18 protein-coding genes and 1 tRNA gene are annotated in these 22,230 nt (G+C 60.7%); 9 read left to right on the top strand and 10 right to left on the bottom strand.

The features are described from left to right. Nucleotides 1-60: 60 nt before the first annotated feature. From hbdH to LOY69_RS18060, 9 genes are all read right to left on the bottom strand, one after another. Entirely contained in the window at nucleotides 61-834 is a 774-nt protein-coding gene (hbdH, locus tag LOY69_RS18100; protein WP_123394467.1) for a 3-hydroxybutyrate dehydrogenase, read from the bottom strand. A gap of 7 nt (nucleotides 835-841) precedes the next feature. Further along, entirely contained in the window at nucleotides 842-2,233 is a 1,392-nt protein-coding gene (locus LOY69_RS18095) for a GntP family permease (protein WP_102881503.1), read from the bottom strand. Nucleotides 2,234-2,552: 319 nt separating this feature from the next. After that, nucleotides 2,553-3,971: a sigma-54 interaction domain-containing protein gene (locus tag LOY69_RS18090; RefSeq protein WP_110653574.1), complete on the bottom strand. Its 1,419-nt coding sequence runs from the start codon at nucleotides 3,969-3,971 to the stop codon at nucleotides 2,553-2,555. A gap of 183 nt (nucleotides 3,972-4,154) precedes the next feature. Further along, nucleotides 4,155-5,729, bottom strand: coding sequence for an ABC transporter ATP-binding protein (locus tag LOY69_RS18085; protein WP_110596726.1), 1,575 nt, complete (start codon nucleotides 5,727-5,729; stop codon nucleotides 4,155-4,157). A gap of 14 nt (nucleotides 5,730-5,743) precedes the next feature. Continuing rightward, on the bottom strand, nucleotides 5,744-6,766 hold the full coding sequence (locus LOY69_RS18080) for an ABC transporter permease (protein WP_102881500.1): 1,023 nt from the start codon (nucleotides 6,764-6,766) through the stop codon (nucleotides 5,744-5,746). Next, on the bottom strand, nucleotides 6,766-7,830 hold the full coding sequence (locus LOY69_RS18075; protein WP_102864941.1) for a microcin C ABC transporter permease YejB: 1,065 nt from the start codon (nucleotides 7,828-7,830) through the stop codon (nucleotides 6,766-6,768). Before LOY69_RS18075 ends, LOY69_RS18080 begins: the two co-directional genes overlap by 1 nt. Further along, nucleotides 7,830-9,692: an extracellular solute-binding protein gene (locus tag LOY69_RS18070; RefSeq protein ID WP_265073352.1), complete on the bottom strand. Its 1,863-nt coding sequence runs from the start codon at nucleotides 9,690-9,692 to the stop codon at nucleotides 7,830-7,832. Before LOY69_RS18070 ends, LOY69_RS18075 begins: the two co-directional genes overlap by 1 nt. A gap of 131 nt (nucleotides 9,693-9,823) precedes the next feature. Next, the gene (locus LOY69_RS18065; protein ID WP_007924449.1) at nucleotides 9,824-10,105 is read right to left on the bottom strand and encodes a peptidylprolyl isomerase; all 282 of its coding nucleotides are present in this window, start codon (nucleotides 10,103-10,105) and stop codon (nucleotides 9,824-9,826) included. Between the two features lie 212 nt (nucleotides 10,106-10,317). After that, entirely contained in the window at nucleotides 10,318-11,409 is a 1,092-nt protein-coding gene (locus tag LOY69_RS18060) for a 3-deoxy-7-phosphoheptulonate synthase (RefSeq protein ID WP_265073351.1), read from the bottom strand. 639 nt (nucleotides 11,410-12,048) lie between these two features. Here LOY69_RS18060 and LOY69_RS18055 point away from each other — a divergent pair. The 6 genes from LOY69_RS18055 to LOY69_RS18030 all read left to right on the top strand — a co-directional run bounded on the left by LOY69_RS18055 (nucleotide 12,049) and on the right by LOY69_RS18030 (nucleotide 16,910). Then, on the top strand, nucleotides 12,049-12,804 hold the full coding sequence (locus LOY69_RS18055; RefSeq protein ID WP_265073350.1) for a carbon-nitrogen hydrolase family protein: 756 nt from the start codon (nucleotides 12,049-12,051) through the stop codon (nucleotides 12,802-12,804). Then, nucleotides 12,804-13,268: a GNAT family N-acetyltransferase gene (locus LOY69_RS18050; protein ID WP_265073349.1), complete on the top strand. Its 465-nt coding sequence runs from the start codon at nucleotides 12,804-12,806 to the stop codon at nucleotides 13,266-13,268. Before LOY69_RS18055 ends, LOY69_RS18050 begins: the two co-directional genes overlap by 1 nt. Nucleotides 13,269-13,709: 441 nt before the next feature. After that, nucleotides 13,710-14,351 carry a UvrY/SirA/GacA family response regulator transcription factor gene (uvrY, locus tag LOY69_RS18045; protein WP_011061841.1) on the top strand — a complete coding sequence of 214 codons (642 nt, stop codon included), beginning with the start codon at nucleotides 13,710-13,712 and terminating at the stop codon, nucleotides 14,349-14,351. Between the two features lies 1 nt (nucleotide 14,352). Beyond that, the gene (uvrC, locus tag LOY69_RS18040; protein ID WP_102864946.1) at nucleotides 14,353-16,176 is read left to right on the top strand and encodes an excinuclease ABC subunit UvrC; all 1,824 of its coding nucleotides are present in this window, start codon (nucleotides 14,353-14,355) and stop codon (nucleotides 16,174-16,176) included. A gap of 32 nt (nucleotides 16,177-16,208) precedes the next feature. Beyond that, complete coding sequence (gene pgsA, locus LOY69_RS18035) at nucleotides 16,209-16,769, top strand: CDP-diacylglycerol--glycerol-3-phosphate 3-phosphatidyltransferase (protein WP_060839891.1); 561 nt, start codon at nucleotides 16,209-16,211, stop codon at nucleotides 16,767-16,769. 65 nt (nucleotides 16,770-16,834) lie between these two features. Beyond that, nucleotides 16,835-16,910: transfer RNA gene (locus LOY69_RS18030), tRNA-Gly, on the top strand. A 782-nt stretch (nucleotides 16,911-17,692) separates the two neighbouring features. Here LOY69_RS18030 and LOY69_RS18025 read toward each other — a convergent pair. Then, nucleotides 17,693-17,866, bottom strand: a complete 174-nt coding sequence (locus LOY69_RS18025) for a hypothetical protein (protein ID WP_250330849.1) — start codon at nucleotides 17,864-17,866, stop codon at nucleotides 17,693-17,695. Between the two features lie 756 nt (nucleotides 17,867-18,622). Between LOY69_RS18025 and tssA the strand changes: the two genes are divergently transcribed. From tssA to tssC, 3 genes are read left to right on the top strand one after another with little or no spacing between them, the layout of a single operon-like run. Beyond that, nucleotides 18,623-20,179: a type VI secretion system protein TssA gene (tssA, locus tag LOY69_RS18020; protein ID WP_110596732.1), complete on the top strand. Its 1,557-nt coding sequence runs from the start codon at nucleotides 18,623-18,625 to the stop codon at nucleotides 20,177-20,179. Between the two features lie 32 nt (nucleotides 20,180-20,211). Further along, nucleotides 20,212-20,715, top strand: a complete 504-nt coding sequence (gene tssB, locus LOY69_RS18015; protein WP_102864948.1) for a type VI secretion system contractile sheath small subunit — start codon at nucleotides 20,212-20,214, stop codon at nucleotides 20,713-20,715. Between the two features lie 26 nt (nucleotides 20,716-20,741). After that, a complete protein-coding gene (gene tssC, locus LOY69_RS18010) occupies nucleotides 20,742-22,217 on the top strand; it encodes a type VI secretion system contractile sheath large subunit (RefSeq protein WP_102864949.1) in 1,476 nt (491 codons plus the stop codon). Nucleotides 22,218-22,230 lie beyond the last annotated feature (13 nt).

Below are 22,230 nucleotides of genomic sequence, written 5' to 3'. Positions count from 1 at the left end.
CCTCTTATTTTTCTTGAATTGCACGCAAACCGATTTTAATGCCGGATGCAGGGCGTGGGGTTATTGCGCCAACCACCCGCCATCGATATTCCACGCTGCGCCACGCACCTGGGCGCCGGCTTCGCTGCACAAAAATAGCACCAGCTCGCCCAGTTGCGACGGGGTGACGAATTCCAGGGACGGCTGCTTTTCCGCCAGCAGATCATGCTGGGCCTGTTGCGGGTCAGCCCCGGCCGCTACCCGGTCGTCGATCTGCTTCTGCACCAGCGGGGTCAGCACCCAGCCGGGGCAGATGGCGTTGCAGGTGACGTTGCTGGTGGCGGTTTCCAGGCCCACCACCTTGGTCAGGCCGATCACCCCGTGCTTGGCCGCGACGTAGGCGGCCTTGCCCACCGAACCCACCTGGCCGTGCACCGAGGCGATATTGACGATCCGTCCCCAGCCCTTGGCACGCATCCCCGGCAGCCCCAGGCGGGTGCTGTGGAACACTGAGGACAGGTTGATGGCGATGATCGAATCCCAGCGCTCCACGGGGAATTCCTCCACCGCCGCCACGTGCTGGATGCCGGCGTTGTTCACCAGGATATCGACGCCGCCAAACTCCCGTTCGGCGTAGGCGAACAGTTCGGCGATCTGTGCCGGGTCGCTGACGTCCGCCGGGTGATGGCCGACCTGGCCGCCGACTTGTGCGACCTCGGCGATGGCCTTCGAGGCATCGCCAAAGCCGTTGAGAATCAGCTTGGCCCCGGCCTTGGCCAGGACCAGGGCGATGCCCAGGCCAATGCCGCTGGTGGAGCCGGTGACCAGGGCGGTCTTGCCAGAAAGAGTGGTCATGAATACCTCACACAATGCCGGTGGCGTAGAAAGTGGCGATGACGACGAAGACCGCCAGGGTCTTGATCAGGGTGATGCAGAAAATGTCCTTGTAGGCTTCGCGGTGGGTCAGCCCGGTGACTGCCAGCAGGGTGATCACCGCGCCGTTGTGGGGCAGGGTGTCCATGCCGCCGCTGGCCATGGAGGCCACCCGATGCAGCACTTCCAGGGGGATGTTGGCGGCATGGGCGGCGCTGATGAAGCTTTCGGACATGGCCGCCAGGGCGATGCTCATGCCTCCCGAGGCCGAGCCGGTGATGCCCGCCAGCAGGGTCACGGTAATGGCTTCGTTGACCAGTGGGTTGGGAATGTTTTTCAGCCAGTCCGCCAGCACCAGAAACCCTGGCAGGGAGGCGATTACCGCACCGAAACCGTATTCAGAGGCGGTGTTCATGGCGGCCAGCAAGGCGCCGCTGACCGCGCTTTTGCTGCCTTCGGCGAGCTTGCTGCGAATCGCCGAGTAGCCGCACACCAGCACCATCACAATGCCCACCAGCAACGCAGCCTGCACCGCCCAGATGGCGGTCAGCTTGGCGATTTCACTGGTGACCGGCGCCGCCATGCCCGGCAGGCTGAGGCTGTGGGTCTTGCCGTACCACTGGGGAATCCAGTGGGTGAACAGCAGGTTCATGATGCCCACCAGCAGCAGCGGCGACAGCGCCAGCCAGGGGTTGGGTAGCTTCAGGTCTTCGGCGGTTTCCGGCTCGTTGCGCAGCTCGGTGCCGTAGCCTTCACCGGCCTTCTGCGCCTTGTTGCGCTGGCGCTGGAGGAACAGCATGCCGGCGCAGAACACGAAAATGGTACCGATCACTCCCAGCCAGGGCGCGGCCCAGGCGGTGGTGTTGAAGAAGGTGCTGGGGATGATGTTCTGGATCTGCGGGGTGCCGGGTAGCGCATCCATGGTGAAGGAGAATGCACCCAAGGCGATGGTGGCCGGGATCAGGCGCTTGGGGATATTGCTCTGGCGGAACATCTCGGCGGCGAACGGGTAGACCGCGAACACCACCACGAACAGCGAAACCCCGCCGTAGGTCAGCAGGGCGCAGACCAAAACGATCACCAGTATCGCCTGGCGGGTGCCCAGCAGGCGGATCGCGGCGGCGACGATGGAGCGGGAAAAGCCCGACAGCTCGATCAGCTTGCCGAACACCGCGCCCAGCAGGAATACCGGGAAATACAGTTTGATGAAGCCGACCATCTTCTCCATGAACACCCCGGTAAAGGCGGGCGCCACGGCAGAGGGATCGGTGAGCAGCACCGCGCCGAGGGCGGCGATGGGGGCAAAGAGGATAACGCTGTAGCCACGGTAGGCAGCCAGCATCAGCAGCGCCAGGGCTGCCAAGGCAATGATCACACTCATGGTGTGTCTCTCCAGGATTGTTATTTTTGTCGGGTGTTGCGTGTGGAGAGCGTTATAGCGAGAACTGTGCCAAATGGATAAGTCATTGAGATATATGAGTATTTTTTATTTTTTTGAGTGTTGTCCAGATTTTATTCTCCAAATAGAGACAGTGAGTCGAAAGTGCAGGCTCCCGCTGGAGTGCGCGGCACTCCCCAGGCTGGCCGTCGGGTTGTATCAGAAAGACCGCAATCAAAGGGTTTGGGGGCACTGTCCGGCCCAGTGGGAGTAAACCCCTCGCGACAAAAGCAGCTATCTCTAAACCGGGATTTATGTCTCGTTATTGAGACTCGGCGATTCCCAGCGCCGCCATCTTCTTGTACAGCGTCGAGCGCCCCAGCCCCAGGCGTCGGGCCGCTTCATCCACCTTGCCGGCGCATTGCGCCAGGGTGGTGCTGATCAATTGCCGATCGAATCGCTCCCGGGCGGCGGCGAAGGTGTCCTGGTTCGGCGACTCGGCCGGCACCGGGGCCGCATTGCGTTGCACCGGGCTGAAGCTGCCAATCGCCGCGCGAATGTCCGCAGCATTGAGTATCAGGTCGTCGCTGAGCAGCGCCGCGCGCTCCAGCACGTTGCGCAGTTCGCGGATATTCCCCGGCCAGGCATGTTGCGCCAGCAGGGCCAGGGCTTCGCGATCCAGTTCATGCTGGCTGCGCAGCTCTTCGAGAATCCCTTCGCTCAGGGCCGGCAGATCGTCCAGGCGTTCGCGCAGGGCCGGCACCTGGATGGGCAGCACGTTGAGCCGGTAGTACAGGTCGGCCCGGAACTCGCCGCGCTTGATCGCCGCTTCCAGGTCGGAGGAGGTGGCGGCGATCACCCGCACATCGCTATGAATCACTTCGTTGGAGCCCACCGGCTCGAACTCTTTTTCCTGCAGCACTCGCAGCAACTTGCTTTGCAGGGGCAGGGGCATGTCGCCGATTTCATCGAGGAACAGGGTGCCGCCCTGGGCGATCTGCAACTTGCCGGCGCGGCCCTTGCGGTCGGCGCCGGTGAAGGCCCCAGGGGCGGTGCCGAAGAACTCCGCCTCCAGCAGCGCCTCGGGAATCGCCGCGCTGTTGATGCTGACAAAGGGCTTGTGGGCTCGGGGCGACGCGGCATGAATGGCCTGGGCCAGCAGTTCCTTGCCGGTGCCGGTCTCGCCTTGCAGCAGTACCGGGGATTCGGCGCTGGCGCTGCGTCGGGCCCGGCGTTTGACTTCCAGGCTGGCGGCGCTGGTGCCGATGAAATGGGCGAAGTTGTACTTGGTCTGCCGGGCCCGCAACAGAGAGCGGGTGGAGGCCAATTCTTCCTGCATGCTCAGGTAGCGCTTGAGCATCGGCGACAGGCTGCGCAATTCGTCGAACAGGGCAAAGCCGATGGCGCCGATCACTGTGCCGGCGGCGTCGTGGATCGGCAGGCGCATCACCACCAGCGGTTCCTTGGGGGTGTCCTGCATGTCCAGCAGGATCGGGCGGCCGGTGCGTACCACTTCCCGCAGCAGGCTGCCGGGGATCACGCTTTCGCAGGGCTTGCCGATGGCGAAGGCCGCCGATTCCAGGCCGAAGCGCCGGGCGTAGCGCTCGTTCATCCAGACGATATTGGCGTCGCGATCGACGATCACCGTGCCTTCGCTGGACTGCTCGATGATCTCGAACAGCGAACGGATCGCCAGTTGGCGCACACGCTGGTAATCCTTGAGGCTTTCGCTGTCGTTCATGGCGGCATCCTGAAAATGGGCGCAGGGATTATGCCCGATTTGTAGGAACCGGCTTGCCGGCGAAGGGGGCCTCGGGCGGTGTGGTGGTCTTGCGGACGTCTTCGCTGGCAAGCCAGCTCCTACGGTGGCGGTGAATGTGTTCGCCCGTGTAGGAGCCGGCTTGCCGGCGAAGGGGCCCTTGGGTCAGCCGGGGTGGGCGGCGGCCAGCAGTTCCTGGGTGTAGGGGTGTTGCGGGTTGGCGAATACTTCATGGCTGGCGCCGCGCTCCACCACCTGGCCGTCCTTGATCACGATCATGTCGTGGGCCAGGGCCCGCACCACCGCCAAATCATGGCTGATGAACAGGTAGGTCAGGCCGTACTTTTCCTGCAACTGGCGCAGCAGGGCCACCACCTGTTTCTGCACGGTGCGGTCCAGGGCCGAGGTCGGTTCGTCCAGCAGGATCAGCGCCGGTTTGAGCACCAGGGCCCGGGCAATGGCGATGCGCTGGCGTTGGCCGCCGGAGAACTCGTGGGGGTAGCGGTGGCGGCTGCCGGGGTCGAGGCCGACTTCCTCCAGGGCGCGGATCACCTGTTCGTCGCATTGGCGGGCGTCGTACTGGCTGTGCACTTCCAGGCCTTCGCTGATGATCTGCGCCACCGACATGCGCGGGCTGAGGCTGCCGAAGGGGTCCTGGAACACCACCTGCATCTGCTTGCGCCAGGGCCGCAGTTGCTTCTGGTTGAGGCTATCCAGGGCCTGGCCCTGGAAGCGGATGCTGCCTTGGGAATCCAGCAGCCGCAGGATCGCCTGGCCCAGGGTGGACTTGCCCGAGCCGGACTCGCCGACGATGCCCAGGGTCTTGCCTTGCTCCACGCTGAGGCTGATGTCGTCCACTGCCCGCAGGTATTCCTTGCGCCGGAACAGGCCGCCGCCTATCTGGAAGTCAACGCTGAGATTGTTCACTTCCAGCACGGTTTCGCGGCTGTCGCGGCACAACGGTCGGCCCTCGGGCTCGGCGTGCAGCAGTTCGCAGCTGTAGGGGTGTTGTGGGGCGTTGAACAGGGTGTCGCAGTCGGCCTGCTCGACGATCTCTCCAGCCTTCATCACGCACACCCGCTGGGCGATGCGCCGCACCAGGTTGAGGTCGTGGCTGATCAGCAACAGAGACATGCCCAGGCGCTGTTGCAGGGATTTGAGCAGCAGCAGGATCTTGCGCTGCACGGTCACGTCCAGGGCTGTGGTGGGTTCGTCGGCAATCAGCAGCTCCGGCTCGCAGGCCAGGGCCATGGCGATCATCACCCGCTGGCGCTGGCCGCCGGAAAGCTGGTGCGGGTAGGCCTTGAGTCGCTCCTTGGGTTTCTGGATGCCCACCAGTTCCAGCAGTTCGAGAATTCGCGCCTGGGCCTCCTTGCCCCCCAGTCCCCGGTGCAGGAGCAGGGTTTCGCCGATCTGCTTCTCCACGCTGTGCAGCGGGTTGAGGGAGGTCATGGGCTCTTGGAAGATCATGGCGATGCGGTTGCCCCGCAGTTTTTGCAGGGTTGCCGGATCGCAGCCCATCAGCTCCTGGCCGCGGTAGCGCACGCTGCCGGAGCTGCTACAGCCGGTCTGCGGCAGCAGTTGCAGGATCGAGTGGGCGGTCACCGACTTGCCCGAGCCGGACTCGCCCACCAGGGCCAGGCATTCGCCGGGGCGGATGTCCAGGCTCAGGTCGCGGACCACGGTCTGCTCGCCGAAGGTGACCTTGAGCTGGCGGATTTCGATAAGGTTGTCAGGCATTTCTACAGTCCGCTTCAAGATCGTGGATCAAAGGCATCGCGCAACGCTTCGCCGATAAACACCAGCAGCGAAAGGATCAGCGCCAGGGTGAAAAACGCCGTCAGCCCCAGCCATGGCGCCTGCAGGTTCTGCTTGCCCTGGCCGATCAGTTCGCCCAGGGAAGCGCTGCCCGCAGGCATGCCGAAGCCGAGGAAGTCCAGGGCGGTGAGGGTCGAGATGGCGCCGGTGAGGATGAACGGCAGGTAGCTCAGGGTGGCGTTCATGGCATTGGGCAGGATGTGCCGCAGGATCACCTTGCGGTCGCTCAGGCCCAGGGCCCGGGCGGCCTTGACGTATTCCAGGTTGCGCCCACGGAGGAACTCGGCGCGCACCACGTCCACCAGAGCCAGCCAGGAAAACAGCGCCATGATTCCCAGCAGCCACCAGAAGTTCGGCTCGACGAAGCCCGAGAGGATGATCAGCAGGTAGAGCACCGGCAGCCCGGACCAGACTTCCAGCAGGCGCTGGCCCAAGAGGTCGACCCAGCCGCCGTAATAGCCTTGCAGGGCGCCGGCGGCGATGCCGATCAGGGCGCTGATGGCGGTCAGCGCCAGGGCGAACAGGATCGATACCCGGGCGCCGTAGATCACCCGCGCGGCCACATCCCGGGCCTGGTCGTCGGTGCCCAGCCAGTTGACCTGGCTCGGTGGGCTGGGGGCCGGCTGGGTCAGGTCGTAGTTGGGCGTGTCTTCGCTGAAGGGGATCGGCGGGAACAGCAGCCAGCCACCGTCCTTGCGGATCAGCTGCTGCACGTAATCGCTGCGATAGTCGGCCTGGAACGGCAGTTGGCCGCCGAATTCCTGCTCGGTGTAGCGCTTGAACACCGGGAAGTACAGCGAGCCCTGGTAACTGACCACCAGGGGTTTGTCGTTGGCGATCAGCTCGCCGCCCAGGGTCAGGATGAACAGGCCGATGAACAGCCACAGCGACCACCAGCCGCGGCGGTTTTTCTTGAAGCGGTCCAAGCGTCGACGGGCGACGGGAGAAAGCTTGAGCATCAGGCATTCCTCGCGGCGAAGTCGATACGCGGGTCGACCAGGGTGTAGCACAGGTCGCCGATGAGTTTTATCAGGAGGCCAAACAGGGTGAAGATGAACAGCGAACCGAACACCACCGGATAATCCCGGGACACCGCCGCCTCGTAGCTCATGCGCCCCAGGCCGTCGAGGGAGAAGATCACCTCGATCAGCAAGGAACCGGCGAAAAACACGCTGATAAAGGCCTGGGGAATCCCCGAGACCACCAGCAGCATGGCGTTGCGGAACACGTGGCCATAGAGCACGCGGCGCTCGCTCAGGCCCTTGGCCCGGGCGGTGACCACGTACTGGCGGGTGATCTCGTTGAGGAAGGAGTTCTTGGTGAGGATGGTCAGGGTGGCGAAGCCACCGATCACCAGGGAGCTGACCGGCAATACCAGGTGCCAGAAGTAGTCGGCGATCTTGCCCAGGGTACTTAGCTGTTCGAAGTTGTCCGAGACCAGGCCGCGTACCGGGAACCAGTTCAGCGAGGTGCCGCCAGCGAACAGCACGATCAGGAACATGGCGAACAGAAAGGCCGGCATGGCGTAGCCGATGATGATCGCGGTGCTGCTCCAGATGTCGAAATGGCTGCCGTGGTGCACGGCCTTGCGAATCCCCAGGGGGATCGACACCAGGTAGGTGATCAAGGTCGCCCAGAGACCGAGGGAAATGGTCACCGGCATTTTCTCCAGGATCAGGTCGGTGACCGTGGCGCCGCGGAAGAAGCTCTTGCCGAAGTCCAGTTGGGCGTAGTTCTTGAGCATCAGCCACAGGCGTTCATGGGCCGGCTTGTCGAAGCCGTACTGTTTTTCGATGTCCTGGATCAGCTTGGGATCGAGCCCGCGGCTGGCCCGGGAGCCGCTGCTGCTCATGGCATCGGCGGAGCCGCCGACGCTGCCGCCACCACCAATGCCTTGCAGGCGGGCGATGGCCTGTTCCACCGGGCCGCCGGGGGCCGCCTGGACGATGACGAAGTTGACCAGGAGGATGATCAGCAGGGTCGGAATGATCAGCAGCAGGCGCCGCAGAATGTAGGCCAGCATCAGTGGCGTCCTCCGGGTTTGCCACGGCGGATCAGCTCGGCGGCCATTTGTTCATTGGTCAGCGCGGTGCTGCTGACTTCCCACCAGCTTTCGATGGCTTCGTCGTTGCTTGCCGGCACCTTGGGGATGCCGAAGCGGTTCCACCACACCGTGGAGGTGCCGGGCGGGTAGTAGTTGGCGATCCAGTAGTAGTTCCACTGCAGCACCCGGTCCAGGGCGTGGGCGTAGCGCAGCATCTCCGGCTGGCTGGTGGCCTTCACCAGGCCGTTGAGCAGGCGGTCCACTGCCGGGTTCTTGAGCACCATGTAGTTGTTGGAGCCCGGATCGTTGGCCGCCGCCGAACCGAAGTAGTTGTACAGCTCCATGCCCGGCGAAGTGGTCACCGGGTAGCCGGTGACGATCATGTCGTAGTCCCGGGCCATCAGGCGGTTGACGTACTGCGAGGAGTCGATGCGGCGGATGTTCAGGCTGATGCCGATCTGCGCCAGGTTGCGCTTGTAGGGCAGCAGCAGGCGCTCGATGGAACCTTGGGTGATGAGGAAGGTGAAACTCAGGGGCTCGCCTTCGGCGTTGACCAGTTTGTCGCCTTCGGCTTTCCAGCCGGCCTGTTCCAGCAGGGCCAGGGCTTGCAGTTGCTTGTCGCGGATCACGCCGCTGCCGTCGGTTTTTGGCGCTTGGAAAACCTGGGTGAAGACTTCGTCGGGGATCTGTCCGCGCAGGGGTTCGAGGATCTTCAGCTCCTCGGCGTCCGGCAGGCTGCGGGCGGCCAGGGGCGTGTTGGAGAAGAAGCTCTGCTGGCGGATGTAGAGGTTGCGCATCATCTGCCGGTTGCTCCATTCGAAGTCCCAGAGCAGGGCCAGGGCCTGGCGCACCCGGCGGTCCTGGAACACCGGCCGGTCGAGATTGAACACATAGCCCTGGGCCGGTTGCGGCGCCGACTGAGCCAGGTGGGCCTTTTGCAGGCGGCCGTCGTTCAGGGCCGGACTGTCGTAGCCGATGGAATAGCCGGTGGCGGAGAACTCGCGGTTGTAGTCGTAGGCGCCGCCGCGCAGCACCTGGCGGGCGACATCGATGTCGCCGAAGTACTCGACGCTGAAATGATCGAAGTTGTACAAGCCGCGGCTGACCGGCAGGTCCTTGCCCCACCAGTCGGGGTTGCGGGCGAAGGTGATGCTGTTGCCCGAATCCACTTTGGCCACGCGATAGGGGCCACTGCCCAGGGGGGCTTCGTAACCGCCGCCACCCGCGAAGTCGCGACTCTTCCACCAGTGTTCGGGGAACACCGGCAGGGTCGCGATATCCAGGGGCAGGGTGCGGTTTTCATTGCTTTTGAAGTCGAAGCGCACCACTCGTGGCGATTCCACGGTGACGCCTTTGACGTCTTCGAACTGGGTGCGGTAGCGCATGCTGCCCTGGGTCATCAGCAGGTCATAGCTGTAGCGCACGTCCTCGGCGGTGATCGCGGTGCCGTCGGCAAAGCGCGCCTTGGGGTTGAGGTAGAAACGCAGCCACAGGCCGTCTTCAGCGCGCTCCATCTTTTCGGCCACCAGACCGTAGACGGTGTAGGGCTCATCCAGGGAGCGCAGGGCCAGGGGCGAATAGACCAGGCCGTCGAGCTGGGACACGCCGATGCCTTTGTCTATATAAGGCAGAACGTGGTCGAAGCGCCCGATCTCGATGGCCGAGCGGCGCAGGGTCCCGCCTTTGGGGGCCAGGGGATTGACGTAGTCGAAGTGGCTGAAGCCCTGGGGGTACTTGGCTGGTTCGCCGTAGACGGTCATGGCGTGTTGCGGGGCCGCCTGGGCACCCGTGGCCCCCAGCAACAGGACGGTGAAAAGCACGGTGGGGAAAAGCAGTCGCATTGTCAGCCTTACGAGCCGGGTGATCGATGACCACGATTTGTACGCTAGCGGCGCGTGACTGGCCAGCCGCTTTCACAAACACAACGGCCCACCAGGAGGCGGGCCGTTGAGCAGACGCAGTCGCGAGGGGATCAGTCCTGGCGGCTGGTGACTTCCAGCAGGTGGTAACCGAACTGGGTTTTCACCGGACCTTGCACGACGTTCACGGGAGCGCTGAACACCACGGTATCGAATTCCTTGACCATCTGGCCCGGGCCGAAGGAGCCCAGGTTGCCGCCGTCACGGCTGGACGGGCAGGTGGAGTTCTTTTTCGCGACTTCGGCGAAGTCGGCGCCGGCTTCGATCTCGGCTTTGAGTTCGTTGCACTTGGCTTCGCTGGCAACCAGGATGTGACGGGCAGTGGCTTTGGCCATGGATGTTGCTCCTTTCAAGAAAGTTGAGAGCCTACCGGATTCAGGTGGCTATTTCTTCTCAAAGTTCCTTCAAGGCGTTGCCGTCTGGCGCCTTCGCGGGCTGCCACGCTCCTGCGGGCGCGGCAGGTGTTACAGAAGCCGGCTTGCTGGCGAAGAAGTCGCTGCTCTTGGGGACGTCTTCGCTGGCAAGCCAGTGCCTGCAGCAGGGGCAGTCAGGCGGGGACGGCAGCGACCTTGTGTGCGTGCTGCAGTTGTTGCGCGGCATTGCGCAGCAATTGCTCGGTCGCGCTCCAGCCCAGGCAGCCGTCGGTCACCGAGACGCCGTAGCGCAGCTGGCCGCTCAGTGGCTGGCAGCCTTCGAACAGGTGGCTTTCCAGCATCACCCCCATCAGCGAAGTGTCGCCCTGCAGGCGTTGCTCCAGTACGTCGTTGAATACGGCCGGTTGGCGCAGTGGGTCCTTGCCGCTGTTGGCGTGGCTGCAGTCCACCATGATCCGCGCCGGTATCTTCAGCTTGTGCAGGTCGCGCTGGACCTGGGCCACGCTTTGGCGGTCGTAGTTCGAGCCGCTGTGGCCGCCGCGCAATACCAGATGAGTGTTGGGGTTGCCCGGAGTCTGGATGATCGCCGGATGGCCCTGGCTGTCGACGCCGAAATGGCGGTGGGGGTGGGCAGCCGAACGCATGGCATCACAGGCGATGGCGACGCCGCCGTCGGTGCCGTTCTTGAAGCCTACGGGCATCTCCAGGCCGCTGGCCATCTCGCGGTGGATCTGCGATTCGGTGGTGCGGGCGCCAATGGCGACCCAGCTCAACAGGTCGTCGAAGTAGCCGGCGGCCATGGGCTGCAGCAATTCGGTGGCAATCGGCAGGCCCAGGCGCAGCATTTCGCGCATCAGCTCCCGGGACAGGGTCAGGCCGCCGGCCATGTCGTCGCTGCCATCCAGGTCCGGGTCGTAGGCCAGGCCTTTCCAGCCCACGGTGGTGCGGGGCTTTTCGACGTAGGCACGCATCACCAGGAGCATCTGGTCGCTCACCTCTTCGGCCAGGCGGGCCAGGTTGGCGGCGTATTCCAGGGCTGATTGCGGGTCATGGATGGAGCAGGGACCGACGACTACCAGCAGGCGGTGGTCTTGTCCTTCGAGAATGGCGCGTATCGCCAGGCGGTGGTTGGCGACCTGCTGGCTCAGGGCCAGTGACAGGGGCAATTGCTGCTTGAGCTCCAGAGAGCTGGGCAGGCGCTGGGTCAGGGTTTCGTTGGCGCTGACTTGGGCGGACAGGGGCAGAGCGGATACGGACGAGTTCATGTTCGGTCTTCCTGGGCGGGCGGCGGGTGATGTCCCGCGCGCGGCCCTACTGGGGTGTTCGACAATTGGCCGTACTGGCCACAAGTGTGCAATTGCCACCGGAAGGTGACCGATCGGAGGCGGCAGGCTGTCCCGAGCGGAGGCTGCTAAATCGCCAGGTGGAGAACATGTCGTAGCGGTAATAGGTGGCGTAGTTCATGGGGCAAATCCTCGGTAAGTTCGGTGTGTTGCTGAAAGTCGTGGTTAAAAACGTTGGGCCTGAAAAAACAAAACCCCCGGTCGGGAGGCCGACCGGGGGTTGAGAATTCTCTGGTAGGCGACCCGTTAAAGTGGGCGCCGGTTGGGTATCAGGCGCGCCAGTGGCTAAACCAATACCCAAAATAAAAGCTCGCCGGAGCGCTGGTGCCGTCGACCCGAGCAGCCGCAACCGAACGCAGTGCGCTGGCGGTGTGGCGATGCAGGGAAAGGGTCTGGGACAACATGAGTTTCTCCGTGAAGTGGGGCGAGCTTACTAGAGGCCGGGGCCGCGATTCAATCAGTAATTTCTATGGAAGCTGATGCAATGAGCCATGGATTAAGCCGTGAGAGGATTTATGCCACACTCGCCGCTGCCTCTCGTTGTCTCGCCAAGGAACGTTCATGACCGTGCTGACCCTCGCTGCCGCCCAATCGGTGTCCATTGCTGGAGACTTGTCGGCGAATCTGGCCCGACATCAGCATTTGATGGGGTTGGCAGCGCAGCAGGGGGTGCAGTTGCTGGTGTTTCCTGAGCTGTCCCTGACTGGTTATGAACCGCAGTTGGTCGCTGAACTGGCGCTGCCGCCCGACTCCCCGCGGCTGCAGCCACTGCGCAATCTGGCCCGCGAGTTGAAGCTGACGACGGTGGTGGGCATGCCGATTCGCTTGTCCGTCGATGGACCGGTGCTGATTGGCGCACTGGTGCTGGGGGCGGACGGCTCGCTGGCGGTTTATAGCAAGCAGCATCTGCACCCTGGAGAGGAGCGGTTTTTTGCTCCGGGTAGCGGTGGTGTGCCGTTGCAGTTGGGGAATGAGGTCCTGGCCTTGGCGGTATGCGCGGATTTCTGTCATGCCAGCCATGTGCAGGCTGCGGTGGACGCTGGCGCCGGCATCTACGCCGCCGGGGTGTTGATCAGTGAAGGCGGGTATGCCGTCGACAGTGCTCTGTTGCAAGGATATGCCCGGGACCACGGGATTCTGGTGCTGATGGCCAACCATGGCGGCCCCAGCGGCGGCTGGTCCTGTGCCGGGCGCAGCGCAATCTGGGGCGCCCAGGGACAATTGCTGGGTGCTGTGGAAGGTGTCGGCGAAGCGCTGCTGATCGCCCGGCGCGATGGAGGGCAATGGCGGGTCGAAGCGCGGGCGGTTGCGGGTTGATGAGCGCCTTTCAATTGCGTCCGGCGGCTGAGGCGGATTTGGCCTTCGCCCGGGATCTGACGCGTTCCACGATGCTGCGCTACTACATTCGCAATGATCTGTTGTGGCTTGACGAGGCGTTTGATGTGGCGTGGGGCGGTCGCGAGAATCTTTTGATTTGCTCGGGAGCCGAGGTTTTGGGGTTTGTCAGCCTGAGCAGGGACCTGCGCGCCGTCTATATCCGTGAGTTGCACGTACTGGAGGCGTGGCGGGGGCAGGGAGCCGGAGCCTGGACGCTGTTGCAGGTGATGGAAAAGGCCCGCTCGGAGCGGCGGGGCTTGTTGCGTCTGACAGTGTTCAAAGGCAACCCGGCACAGCGTCTATACGAGCGGGTGGGGTTGAAGGTGGTGGGTGAGGAGGAGTGCTTTTTGCGGATGGAATGCTCATGCGCCTCAGATCCTCTGGAAGGCTCCTGCGGCAATTGAGCGCAACCTTGTGGGTTCAATCCCATTTGCTGTTCTTGCAGCCCGCCAGAGGTGGGAAGGTATGCGCGGGATCGAGCCTCTGCCAGTGGGAAAAGTGTTGAACCGATTTACCTTGAAGTTCGCGCCTGGCTTGGCTTGTGCGGCAATGCGGATACCGGGCATAGTTCAAAACCGTTCAAATTGCTGGAGGGTACTGTTCAAGGACGATCAGAGGGCAATCTTTCGTCTGACCAGGACCCTGGCGAGTTGTCGTAGATCCAGAGTCTGCGCAAAAAGCCCCTGATCGCCGAGCCCTGAAGCCAGAGCGTTTTCTTGCTTCTGGTTGGCGGCGTCTCTTATCGCTTGCCGATGTTTTTTATATAGCGCTTGTGATTAGGTTTGTACGTCGCTTTTTGCTAAGGTATCCGGCAACCTATAAAGACCAAATCGCGAGGTGTCTGCTTGATTAGGGTGCTAGTAGTCGATGACCATGATCTCGTTCGTACGGGCATTACACGAATGTTGGCTGACATCGATGGCCTGCAAGTAGTCGGGCAGGCGGAGTCAGGGGAAGAATCCCTGCTCAAGGCTCGGGAGTTGAAGCCCGATGTGGTCCTGATGGACGTAAAGATGCCCGGGATCGGCGGCCTTGAGGCCACGCGCAAATTGCTGCGCAGTCATCCGGATATCAAGGTCGTGGCGGTGACTGTCTGCGAGGAAGATCCTTTTCCGACGCGGTTGCTGCAGGCCGGTGCGGCGGGCTACCTGACCAAGGGCGCGGGCCTCAATGAAATGGTTCAGGCCATTCGCCTGGTTTTTGCTGGTCAGCGCTACATCAGCCCGCAGATTGCTCAGCAACTGGTGTTCAAATCGTTCCAGCCTTCCAGTGATTCCCCGTTCGATGCCTTGTCGGAGCGGGAAATTCAGATTGCGCTGATGATTGTCGGTTGCCAGAAGGTGCAGATCATCTCCGACAAGTTGTGCCTGTCGCCGAAAACCGTGAACACCTACCGCTATCGTATTTTCGAGAAGCTGTCGATCAGTAGTGATGTCGAGTTGACGCTGCTGGCGGTTCGTCATGGCATGGTTGATGCCAGCCTCTGAAATGACTGACCTGTTTGATCCCAGTGCTTTTCTTTCTACCTGCAGTGGCCGTCCCGGCGTGTATCGCATGTTCGACAGCGATGCACGCCTGCTTTACGTGGGCAAAGCCAAGAATCTGAAAAACCGGCTGTCCAGCTATTTCCGCAAGACCGGCCAGGCACCGAAGACCGCAGCCCTGGTGGCGCGTATCGCGCAGATCGAAACCACCATTACCGCCAACGAGACCGAAGCGCTGCTGCTGGAGCAGACGCTGATCAAGGAGTGGCGGCCGCCCTACAACATTCTCTTGCGCGACGATAAGTCCTATCCCTATGTGTTTCTTTCGGATGGCGATTTTCCGCGTTTCAGCATCCATCGCGGGGCGAAGAAGCACAAGGGCAAGTATTTTGGGCCATACCCCAGTGCCGGTGCCATTCGTGAAAGCCTCAGCCTGTTGCAGAAGACCTTCATGGTTCGCCAGTGCGAGGACAGCTATTACAAAAACCGCACGCGGCCCTGCCTGCAGTACCAGATCAAACGCTGCAAGGCACCTTGCGTCGGTCTGGTGGAACCCGAGATCTATGCCGAAGACGTGCGCCACTCGGTCATGTTCCTGGAGGGTCGTAGCAATGCCTTGACCGACGAACTTTCCAGTGCCATGGAGGCGGCCGCCGGCACTCTGGATTTTGAAAAGGCCGCTGAGTTGCGGGACCAGATTTCCCTGCTGCGCCGAGTCCAGGACCAGCAAAGCATGGAAGGTGGCACCGGTGATGTGGATGTGGTCGCGGCCTTCGTCAACCCGGGTGGCGCCTGCGTGCACCTGATCAGCGTGCGTGGCGGTCGGGTGCTGGGTAGCAAGAACTTCTTTCCCCAGGTGGGCATCGAGGAAGACGTGGCGCAAGTCATGTCGGCCTTTCTGGGTCAGTATTTTGTCAGCAGTCCTGAGCGCGATCTGCCTGCGGAGTTGATCGTCAACGTGGTGCACGAAGACTTTCCGACGCTGGTCGCCGCCATTTACGAACTGCGGGGCCGCGAGCTGACCATCAGTCACCGGGTCCGTGGCACCCGTGCCCGCTGGCAGCAACTGGCGGTGACCAATGCCGAACAGGCTCTGAGTGCACGCTTGGCCAACCGCCAGCACGTAGCCGCGCGCTTTGAAGCCCTGGCTGAAGTTCTGAACCTGGACGAGCCACCGCAGCGCCTGGAGTGCTACGACATCAGCCATTCCAGCGGCGAGGCGACTGTGGCTTCCTGTGTGGTGTTCGGCCCGGAAGGGCCACTTAAATCCGATTACCGACGTTACAACATTGAAGGTGTCACTGCCGGCGACGACTATGCGGCCATGCATCAGGCTCTTACCCGGCGCTTCAGCAAGCTCAAGGAAGGCGAAGGCAAGCTGCCGGATATCCTTCTGGTGGATGGCGGCAAGGGGCAGTTGTCCATGGCTCGCGACGTGCTCAATGAACTGGCGGTACCGGACCTTATCCTCCTCGGCGTAGCCAAGGGGGCGACCCGCAAGGCGGGTTTCGAGACCTTGTACCTGAATGACGCCGCCCACGAGTTCACCCTCAAAGGCGACTCACCGGCGTTACACCTGATTCAGCAAATCCGCGATGAGGCTCACCGCTTCGCGATCACCGGTCACCGTGCTCGACGTGGCAAGACCCGGCGTACCTCGACCCTGGAAGGGGTGGCGGGCGTTGGCCCGAAGCGTCGGCGGGACCTTCTTAAACATTTTGGTGGATTGCAAGAACTGTCTCGTGCCAGCATCGACGAGATAGCCAAAGCACCGGGAATCAGTAAAAAGCTCGCAGAGTTGATTTATGCAAACCTGCACAGCGAGTAGAATGCCCAATCACCTCGTAGCCAGTTGTGCCGATGAATATCCCTAATCTGATCACCGTTCTACGCGTCCTGCTCATCCCGATTTTCATATTGCTGTTCTATTTGCCCTATAGCTGGAGCTACATGGCGGCCAGTTCAGTCTTTGCCTTCGCGGCTGCCACTGACTGGTTAGATGGCTACCTGGCGCGACGCCTGCAGCAGAGCACGCCGTTTGGCGCGTTCCTCGACCCTGTAGCCGACAAGCTGATGGTGGCGGTGGCTCTGGTGCTGCTGGTGCAAGAGCACGGCAACCTGTGGTTGACCTTGCCGGCAGCCGTGATCATCGGCCGCGAGATTGTTGTTTCGGCACTGCGCGAATGGATGGCCGAACTTGGCGCCCGGGCCCAGGTGGCAGTGTCCAATATGGGCAAATGGAAAACAGCAGCGCAGATGCTGGCGCTGGTGATCCTCCTGGCCAACCCTTCGGACTTCAGCTTCTGGGTCTTGGTGGGCTATGCCTTGCTGCTGGTAGCGGCGGGGCTAACCTTGTGGTCGATGCTGCAGTATCTGCGGGCCGCTTGGCCGCATCTGAAAATCGACAACGAGAAAAAATAAGTATTTTTGAATCAAAGGCTTGACGCGCATTCGGATTTCTATAGAATGCGCAACACCAAGACGATGCGGGAATAGCTCAGTTGGTAGAGCACGACCTTGCCAAGGTCGGGGTCGCGAGTTCGAGTCTCGTTTCCCGCTCCAAATATAGCGTTGTAGAATTCAGTTGATTTCTACTGCGATCGAAAAAAGGACCTCCGGGTCCTTTTTTCGTTTCTGTGGTTTTCACTCAAATCCAGCACCATCCAGTGCGTTTAAGTCCAGAATTGAGTACGTTTCAAACGCTCAAATCTGGTCAAGTGCTGAATACGGTTTGTTGTCGGCGCATACCGATTTAGGTTATCCCCGCCCATCAACTCAATCGGACCTTGCGTGGGAAATCGCCCCACCGCGGGATCGTCTTACTGAAGGTTCTATAGTTCAGTCCTCTTTCCCAAACGTGATCCTCCCTGAAAACACAGATTCTGCTCCATCCGATTCTGCGATAACGTTCTCCTCATGCTTTGTAGTACGCGCGACACCTCGAGTCCTCCGACATCGGTCATTTCCTGCGGTGTGCCGATCTGGTTGGTATGGAAGTTGTAGGTCTGGCTGGGAAGGCCGAGGGCGTTTTCGATGCGCGGCTGATCAGATTGCCTCATGGCCAAGTTTCTCGCTGGCATAGCGGGTCATGCATTTACCGCAGTCGCCGATTTCGATGATTGTTGATCAGGCTGTGGATGCCTTCACCGTCCAGGCCGAACTACAAGAACGCCGGTTGGTTGAGTAGGCTTTTCAGCTCGACATTAGGCTCTGTCCGAAAGTTTCAAGACGAAGGTCAGGCAAGGCGAAAACGGTCGAGGAACGGCCGGGGTCGCGTTCGACTTTACGGGGTGTAAATGAGCCTTCCGATCGGACTCGCGCACGAGACCGTTTTCAACGCAGCATCACCGAGTATCAAGGGTTTTCGTACAAAGCCTAGGGTTGTCCGAAATCAGCTCGATACGGATCGCATACAGCTCGCAGATGGCTTCGCAACCCTTGAAGGCCAGCCCCTTGAAGTCGTGGCGAACGGCAGGGATGGACAGCACAAAATGTGCAGTGTCGACTGACGCGAACATAGACTCATCCTTAAGCTTTAGAGAGGCCTGACCCGCACCTTGCCTGGCTCGGATGCAAGATGGCGCTCAACCTGGCAAAGCGTGCGCAAACGCTAATATGAGACCGGTCTGTAAAGTCAGTTGAAACTTCTGAGCCTAAAAGCTGCCCTCAATTAAGAACGGTGATGTTTAGGCCTAGGGCTCCGTCCAACATTCAAACGCCATGATCAAACAACACATCAGGACCATTTTGGGTAAGTAAAAACATGGCCCATGTCCGGTGCTACAACAACGCAAAGCCAGCACTCTCATAATGAATCGCCGAGCAGTTTCCATTTTTTTGGAAGCTGTTGTACCGCTATTTCAGGGAGTTACACCTTGAGCCGAGTGTTCCTCTTGTTGGGCGCGACCTTTAAAGGAGGTTGTGTTTTGGTTTCTAAGTAATTTTCTTATGTTGTTGATAAATATGAACTAATTATATTTCTCTCTCGGTGCGCCGTTAGCTGAATAAGGTTGTCTCGCCCCGATTTTACTTTCTGATACAGCATGGTTAATGGAGGTATATATCTGTGGCAATGCATCGTGACGGCACTGCATCAGCGAAAAGGCCGGTAACAAAGGTCCTAGCGCGGAGTGCGCTTGTAGGAAAAATTGAAACGGTAAGGGAATTATTCTCGTAAGTTTAGGATTTTTCTTAAATTAATACTTATGGGTTAGGGGTTATATTTTTAAAGCTCTAGCCATTTGTTCTGCGGCAAAGCTTTAAACAGGTCATGGATGAACTACTCAAATAAACTGTCTGCTCATTATCTTGAGATCGCCAAAGTCTCTATTTCCAAAGAGAGTTTTGCGGGCGCGGATGTTCGCTTTTCGAGTGAATACGAAGCCCTTGAAAACGAGCTGGCCAAAGCCCAGTCCATGCATGAAAGCGGTCAGATCGACTGGCTGAAAGTTCTTGAAAACAGTGAAAACCTGCTACGTGTGCAGTCCAAGGATCTGCGGGTGGCCGCCTGGCTCACTTGGGCGCTGTATCAGCGCGAGTCCTTCGCAGGATTGCTGGCGGGTTCCAGCCTCTTGCAGTACCTGTGTGAACAGCATTGGGTCGAGGTCCACCCCAATAAACTGCGTACCCGTGGTGCCGCCATCAGTTGGCTGGTGCCTCGACTGGAGCAGGCGTTAAGCGAAAACATCGCGATCAAGGAACAGTTACCGCTGTTTCGTCGATTGGTGCTGAATCTGGAAAAGCTTGATGCAGTACTGACCCAGCATCTTGGCGATGACGCTCCTTTGTTGCTGCCCATCTGTCGGCGGCTGTCGAGCATGATCCAGCGTGCCGTCGAGCATCAGCCAGAGCCAGGCGCCGTCGGCACGGTGGTAGCACAGGTCAAGCAGGCAGCGACCCAGCTCTTCTCATCGGCCTCGTCGATCGATAACGAAAAGGATGCTCAGAGGGTCCTGCGTGCGCTGCAGGAGCATGCCCGACCTCTGTGCGCCTGGTGGCTCAAACAGAAGGCTACCGACATGCGCTCCCTGCGCCTGAACCGCACCATGCTGTGGTTGCCCATCGATAGTGTCCCGGAGCGTAACGCTGAACAGGTCACGGCATTGCGAGGGCTGCCAGGGGACAAACTCAAGGCTTACCAGGAACGCTTTGCCGGTGGTCAGTTCGCTGATTTGTTGCTGGAGCTCGAAGCCAGCCTGTCCAGGGCACCCTTTTGGTTCGACGGGCAGCGCATGGTTTGGGAGTGCTTGCAAGCGTTGAACGCCGATCAGGCCATGCGTGAAGTCGAATTTCACTTTGCGCTCTTGCTGCAGCGTCTGCCGGGAGTGGTGGAGTTGCGCTTTCACGACGGCACTCCCTTCGCCGATCCGGCCACTCGAAGCTGGATCAGCGCCCATGTCATGCCTCACCTATCCGCCACCAGCGCACCGCGTCAGGTCGACGCCAGCTCCAGCCAGCCGATTTGGGAGGAGGCCCTGGAAGAGGTCTTGCCGATCCTGCGCAAGGATGGCCTCAAGGCGGCGGTGCAAGTACTCAAGCCAGGCCTGCAGAGTGCGCGTGGCGGTCGCGTGAGGTTCTTCTGGCATTTCAGCCTGGCGCGGCTGTGTTTCATCGCCAAGAAGTACGAGCTGGCCAAGACCCAGCTGGAAACCCTTGATCAAGAATTGCAGAACTCAGGCTTGCACGCCTGGGAGCCGGATCTTGCGTTGGAAGTGCTGCACCTCCTGCATAGCTGCTGTGAGTTGTTGCCGCAGAACCACGCAGTGCGAGAACGCAAGGAAGAGATTTATCGCAGGCTGTGCCATCTCGACCTCGAGGTGGTACTCGAATAGGCCCACGGGCCGACAATCGCAAGGAAAGGACCATGGCCAAAGAAGGCTCTGTAGCCCCTAAGGAACGCATCAACGTCACCTTCAAACCCGCGACCGGCGGAGCCCAGGAGGAGATTGAGCTACCGCTGAAACTGCTGGCGATCGGCGATTACACCCAGCGTCCGGATGAACGCAAGGTGGAAGATCGCAAGCCGATCAGTATCGACAAAATGACCTTCGACGAAGTCTTGGCCAAGCAGGATCTGAGTCTGACGCTCAGCGTGCCTAACCGTCTTCAGGAGGACAGTGACGCTGATGAGCTGGCGGTCAGTCTGCGGGTCAGCTCGATGAAGGACTTCAACCCGGCCAGCTTGGTAGAGCAGGTGCCCGAGTTGAAAAAGCTGATGGAGCTGCGCGATGCCTTGGTGGCACTCAAGGGGCCTCTGGGTAATGCACCTGCGTTTCGCAAAGCCATCGAAGGCGTTCTCGCCGACGACGAATCCCGCGTTCGCGTGCTCGGTGAGCTGGGCCTGAACGCCGCCGCCCCAGACGCCTGACCCATCAGACAAGGAAGCCACAACACATGACTACCCGTGCCGCGCAACACCAAAGCAACGAGAGCAGCGAGTACAGCATTCTCGACGGCATCATCGCCGAAACCCGTCTGACTCCGAACGACGAAGCCTACGATATCGCCAAGCGCGGAGTGTCAGCCTTCATCGAGGAGCTGCTCAAGCCGCAGAACAGCGGCGAGCCGGTCAAGAAGGCCATGGTCGATCGCATGATCGCCGAGATCGATGCCAAGCTCAGCCAGCAGATGGATGAGATTCTCCACCACGAAGACTTTCAGTCGCTGGAGTCCGCCTGGCGGGGGCTGCAGTTACTGGTGGAACGCACCAATTTCCGTGAAAACATCAAGATAGAAATCCTCAACGTCTCCAAGCAGGACCTGCTGGACGACTTCGAAGATTCGCCGGAAGTGATGCAGGCCGGCCTTTACAAACACATCTACACCGCGGAGTACGGCCAGTTTGGTGGCCAGCCAGTCGGCGCTATCATCGCCAACTACTTCATGTCGCCCAGTTCTCCTGACGTGAAGTTGATGCAGTACGTCTCCAGCGTTGCCTGCATGTCACATGCGCCGTTCATTGCCGCCGCAGGCCCGAACTTCTTTGGCCTGGAAAGCTTCACTGGCCTGCCGGACCTGAAGGATCTGAAGGATCATTTCGAAGGCCCGCAATTTGCCAAGTGGCAGAGTTTCCGGCAATCGGAAGACTCTCGCTACATTGCCCTGACCTTGCCGCGGTTCCTGCTGCGCAATCCCTATGATCCGGAAGAAAACCCGGTCAAGTCCTTCGTCTACAAGGAAACCGTTGCCAACAACCACGAGCACTACCTGTGGGGCAATACCGCGTATGCGTTCGGCACCAAGTTGACCGACAGCTTCGCCAAGTTCCGCTGGTGCCCGAACATCATCGGTCCGCAGAGCGGTGGCGCGGTGGAAGACTTGCCGCTGCACCATTTCGAAAGCATGGGTGAAATCGAAACCAAGATCCCGACTGAAGTGCTGGTTTCAGATCGTCGTGAGTACGAATTGGCCGAGGAGGGCTTCATCTCCCTGACCATGCGCAAGGGCAGTGACAACGCCGCGTTCTTCTCTGCCAACTCGGTACAGAAGCCGAAGTTCTTTGGCATCAGCGCTGAAGGCAAGACGGCGGAGCTGAACTACAAGCTTGGCACCCAACTGCCCTACATGATGATCGTCAACCGCCTGGCTCACTACCTGAAGGTGCTGCAGCGTGAACAGCTCGGCTCATGGAAGGAGCGTACCGATCTTGAGCTGGAGCTCAATAAATGGATCCGTCAGTACGTGGCTGACCAGGAAAACCCCAGTGCCGAAGTCCGTGGCCGTCGTCCGCTGCGCGCTGCGCAGATCATCGTCAGCGATGTGGAAGGCGAGCCGGGCTGGTATCGCGTGAGCCTGAACGTGCGCCCGCACTTCAAGTACATGGGGGCCGACTTCACGCTTTCTCTGGTTGGCAAACTGGATAAAGAGTAACCGGGAGCCAGGT

The organism is Pseudomonas sp. B21-059 (genome assembly GCF_026016285.1).
In the GTDB taxonomy this organism is placed as follows: domain Bacteria; phylum Pseudomonadota; class Gammaproteobacteria; order Pseudomonadales; family Pseudomonadaceae; genus Aquipseudomonas; species Aquipseudomonas danubii.
The sequence above is the reverse complement of the archived record's forward strand: the minus strand, read 5'-3'. Positions and strand labels throughout refer to the sequence as shown.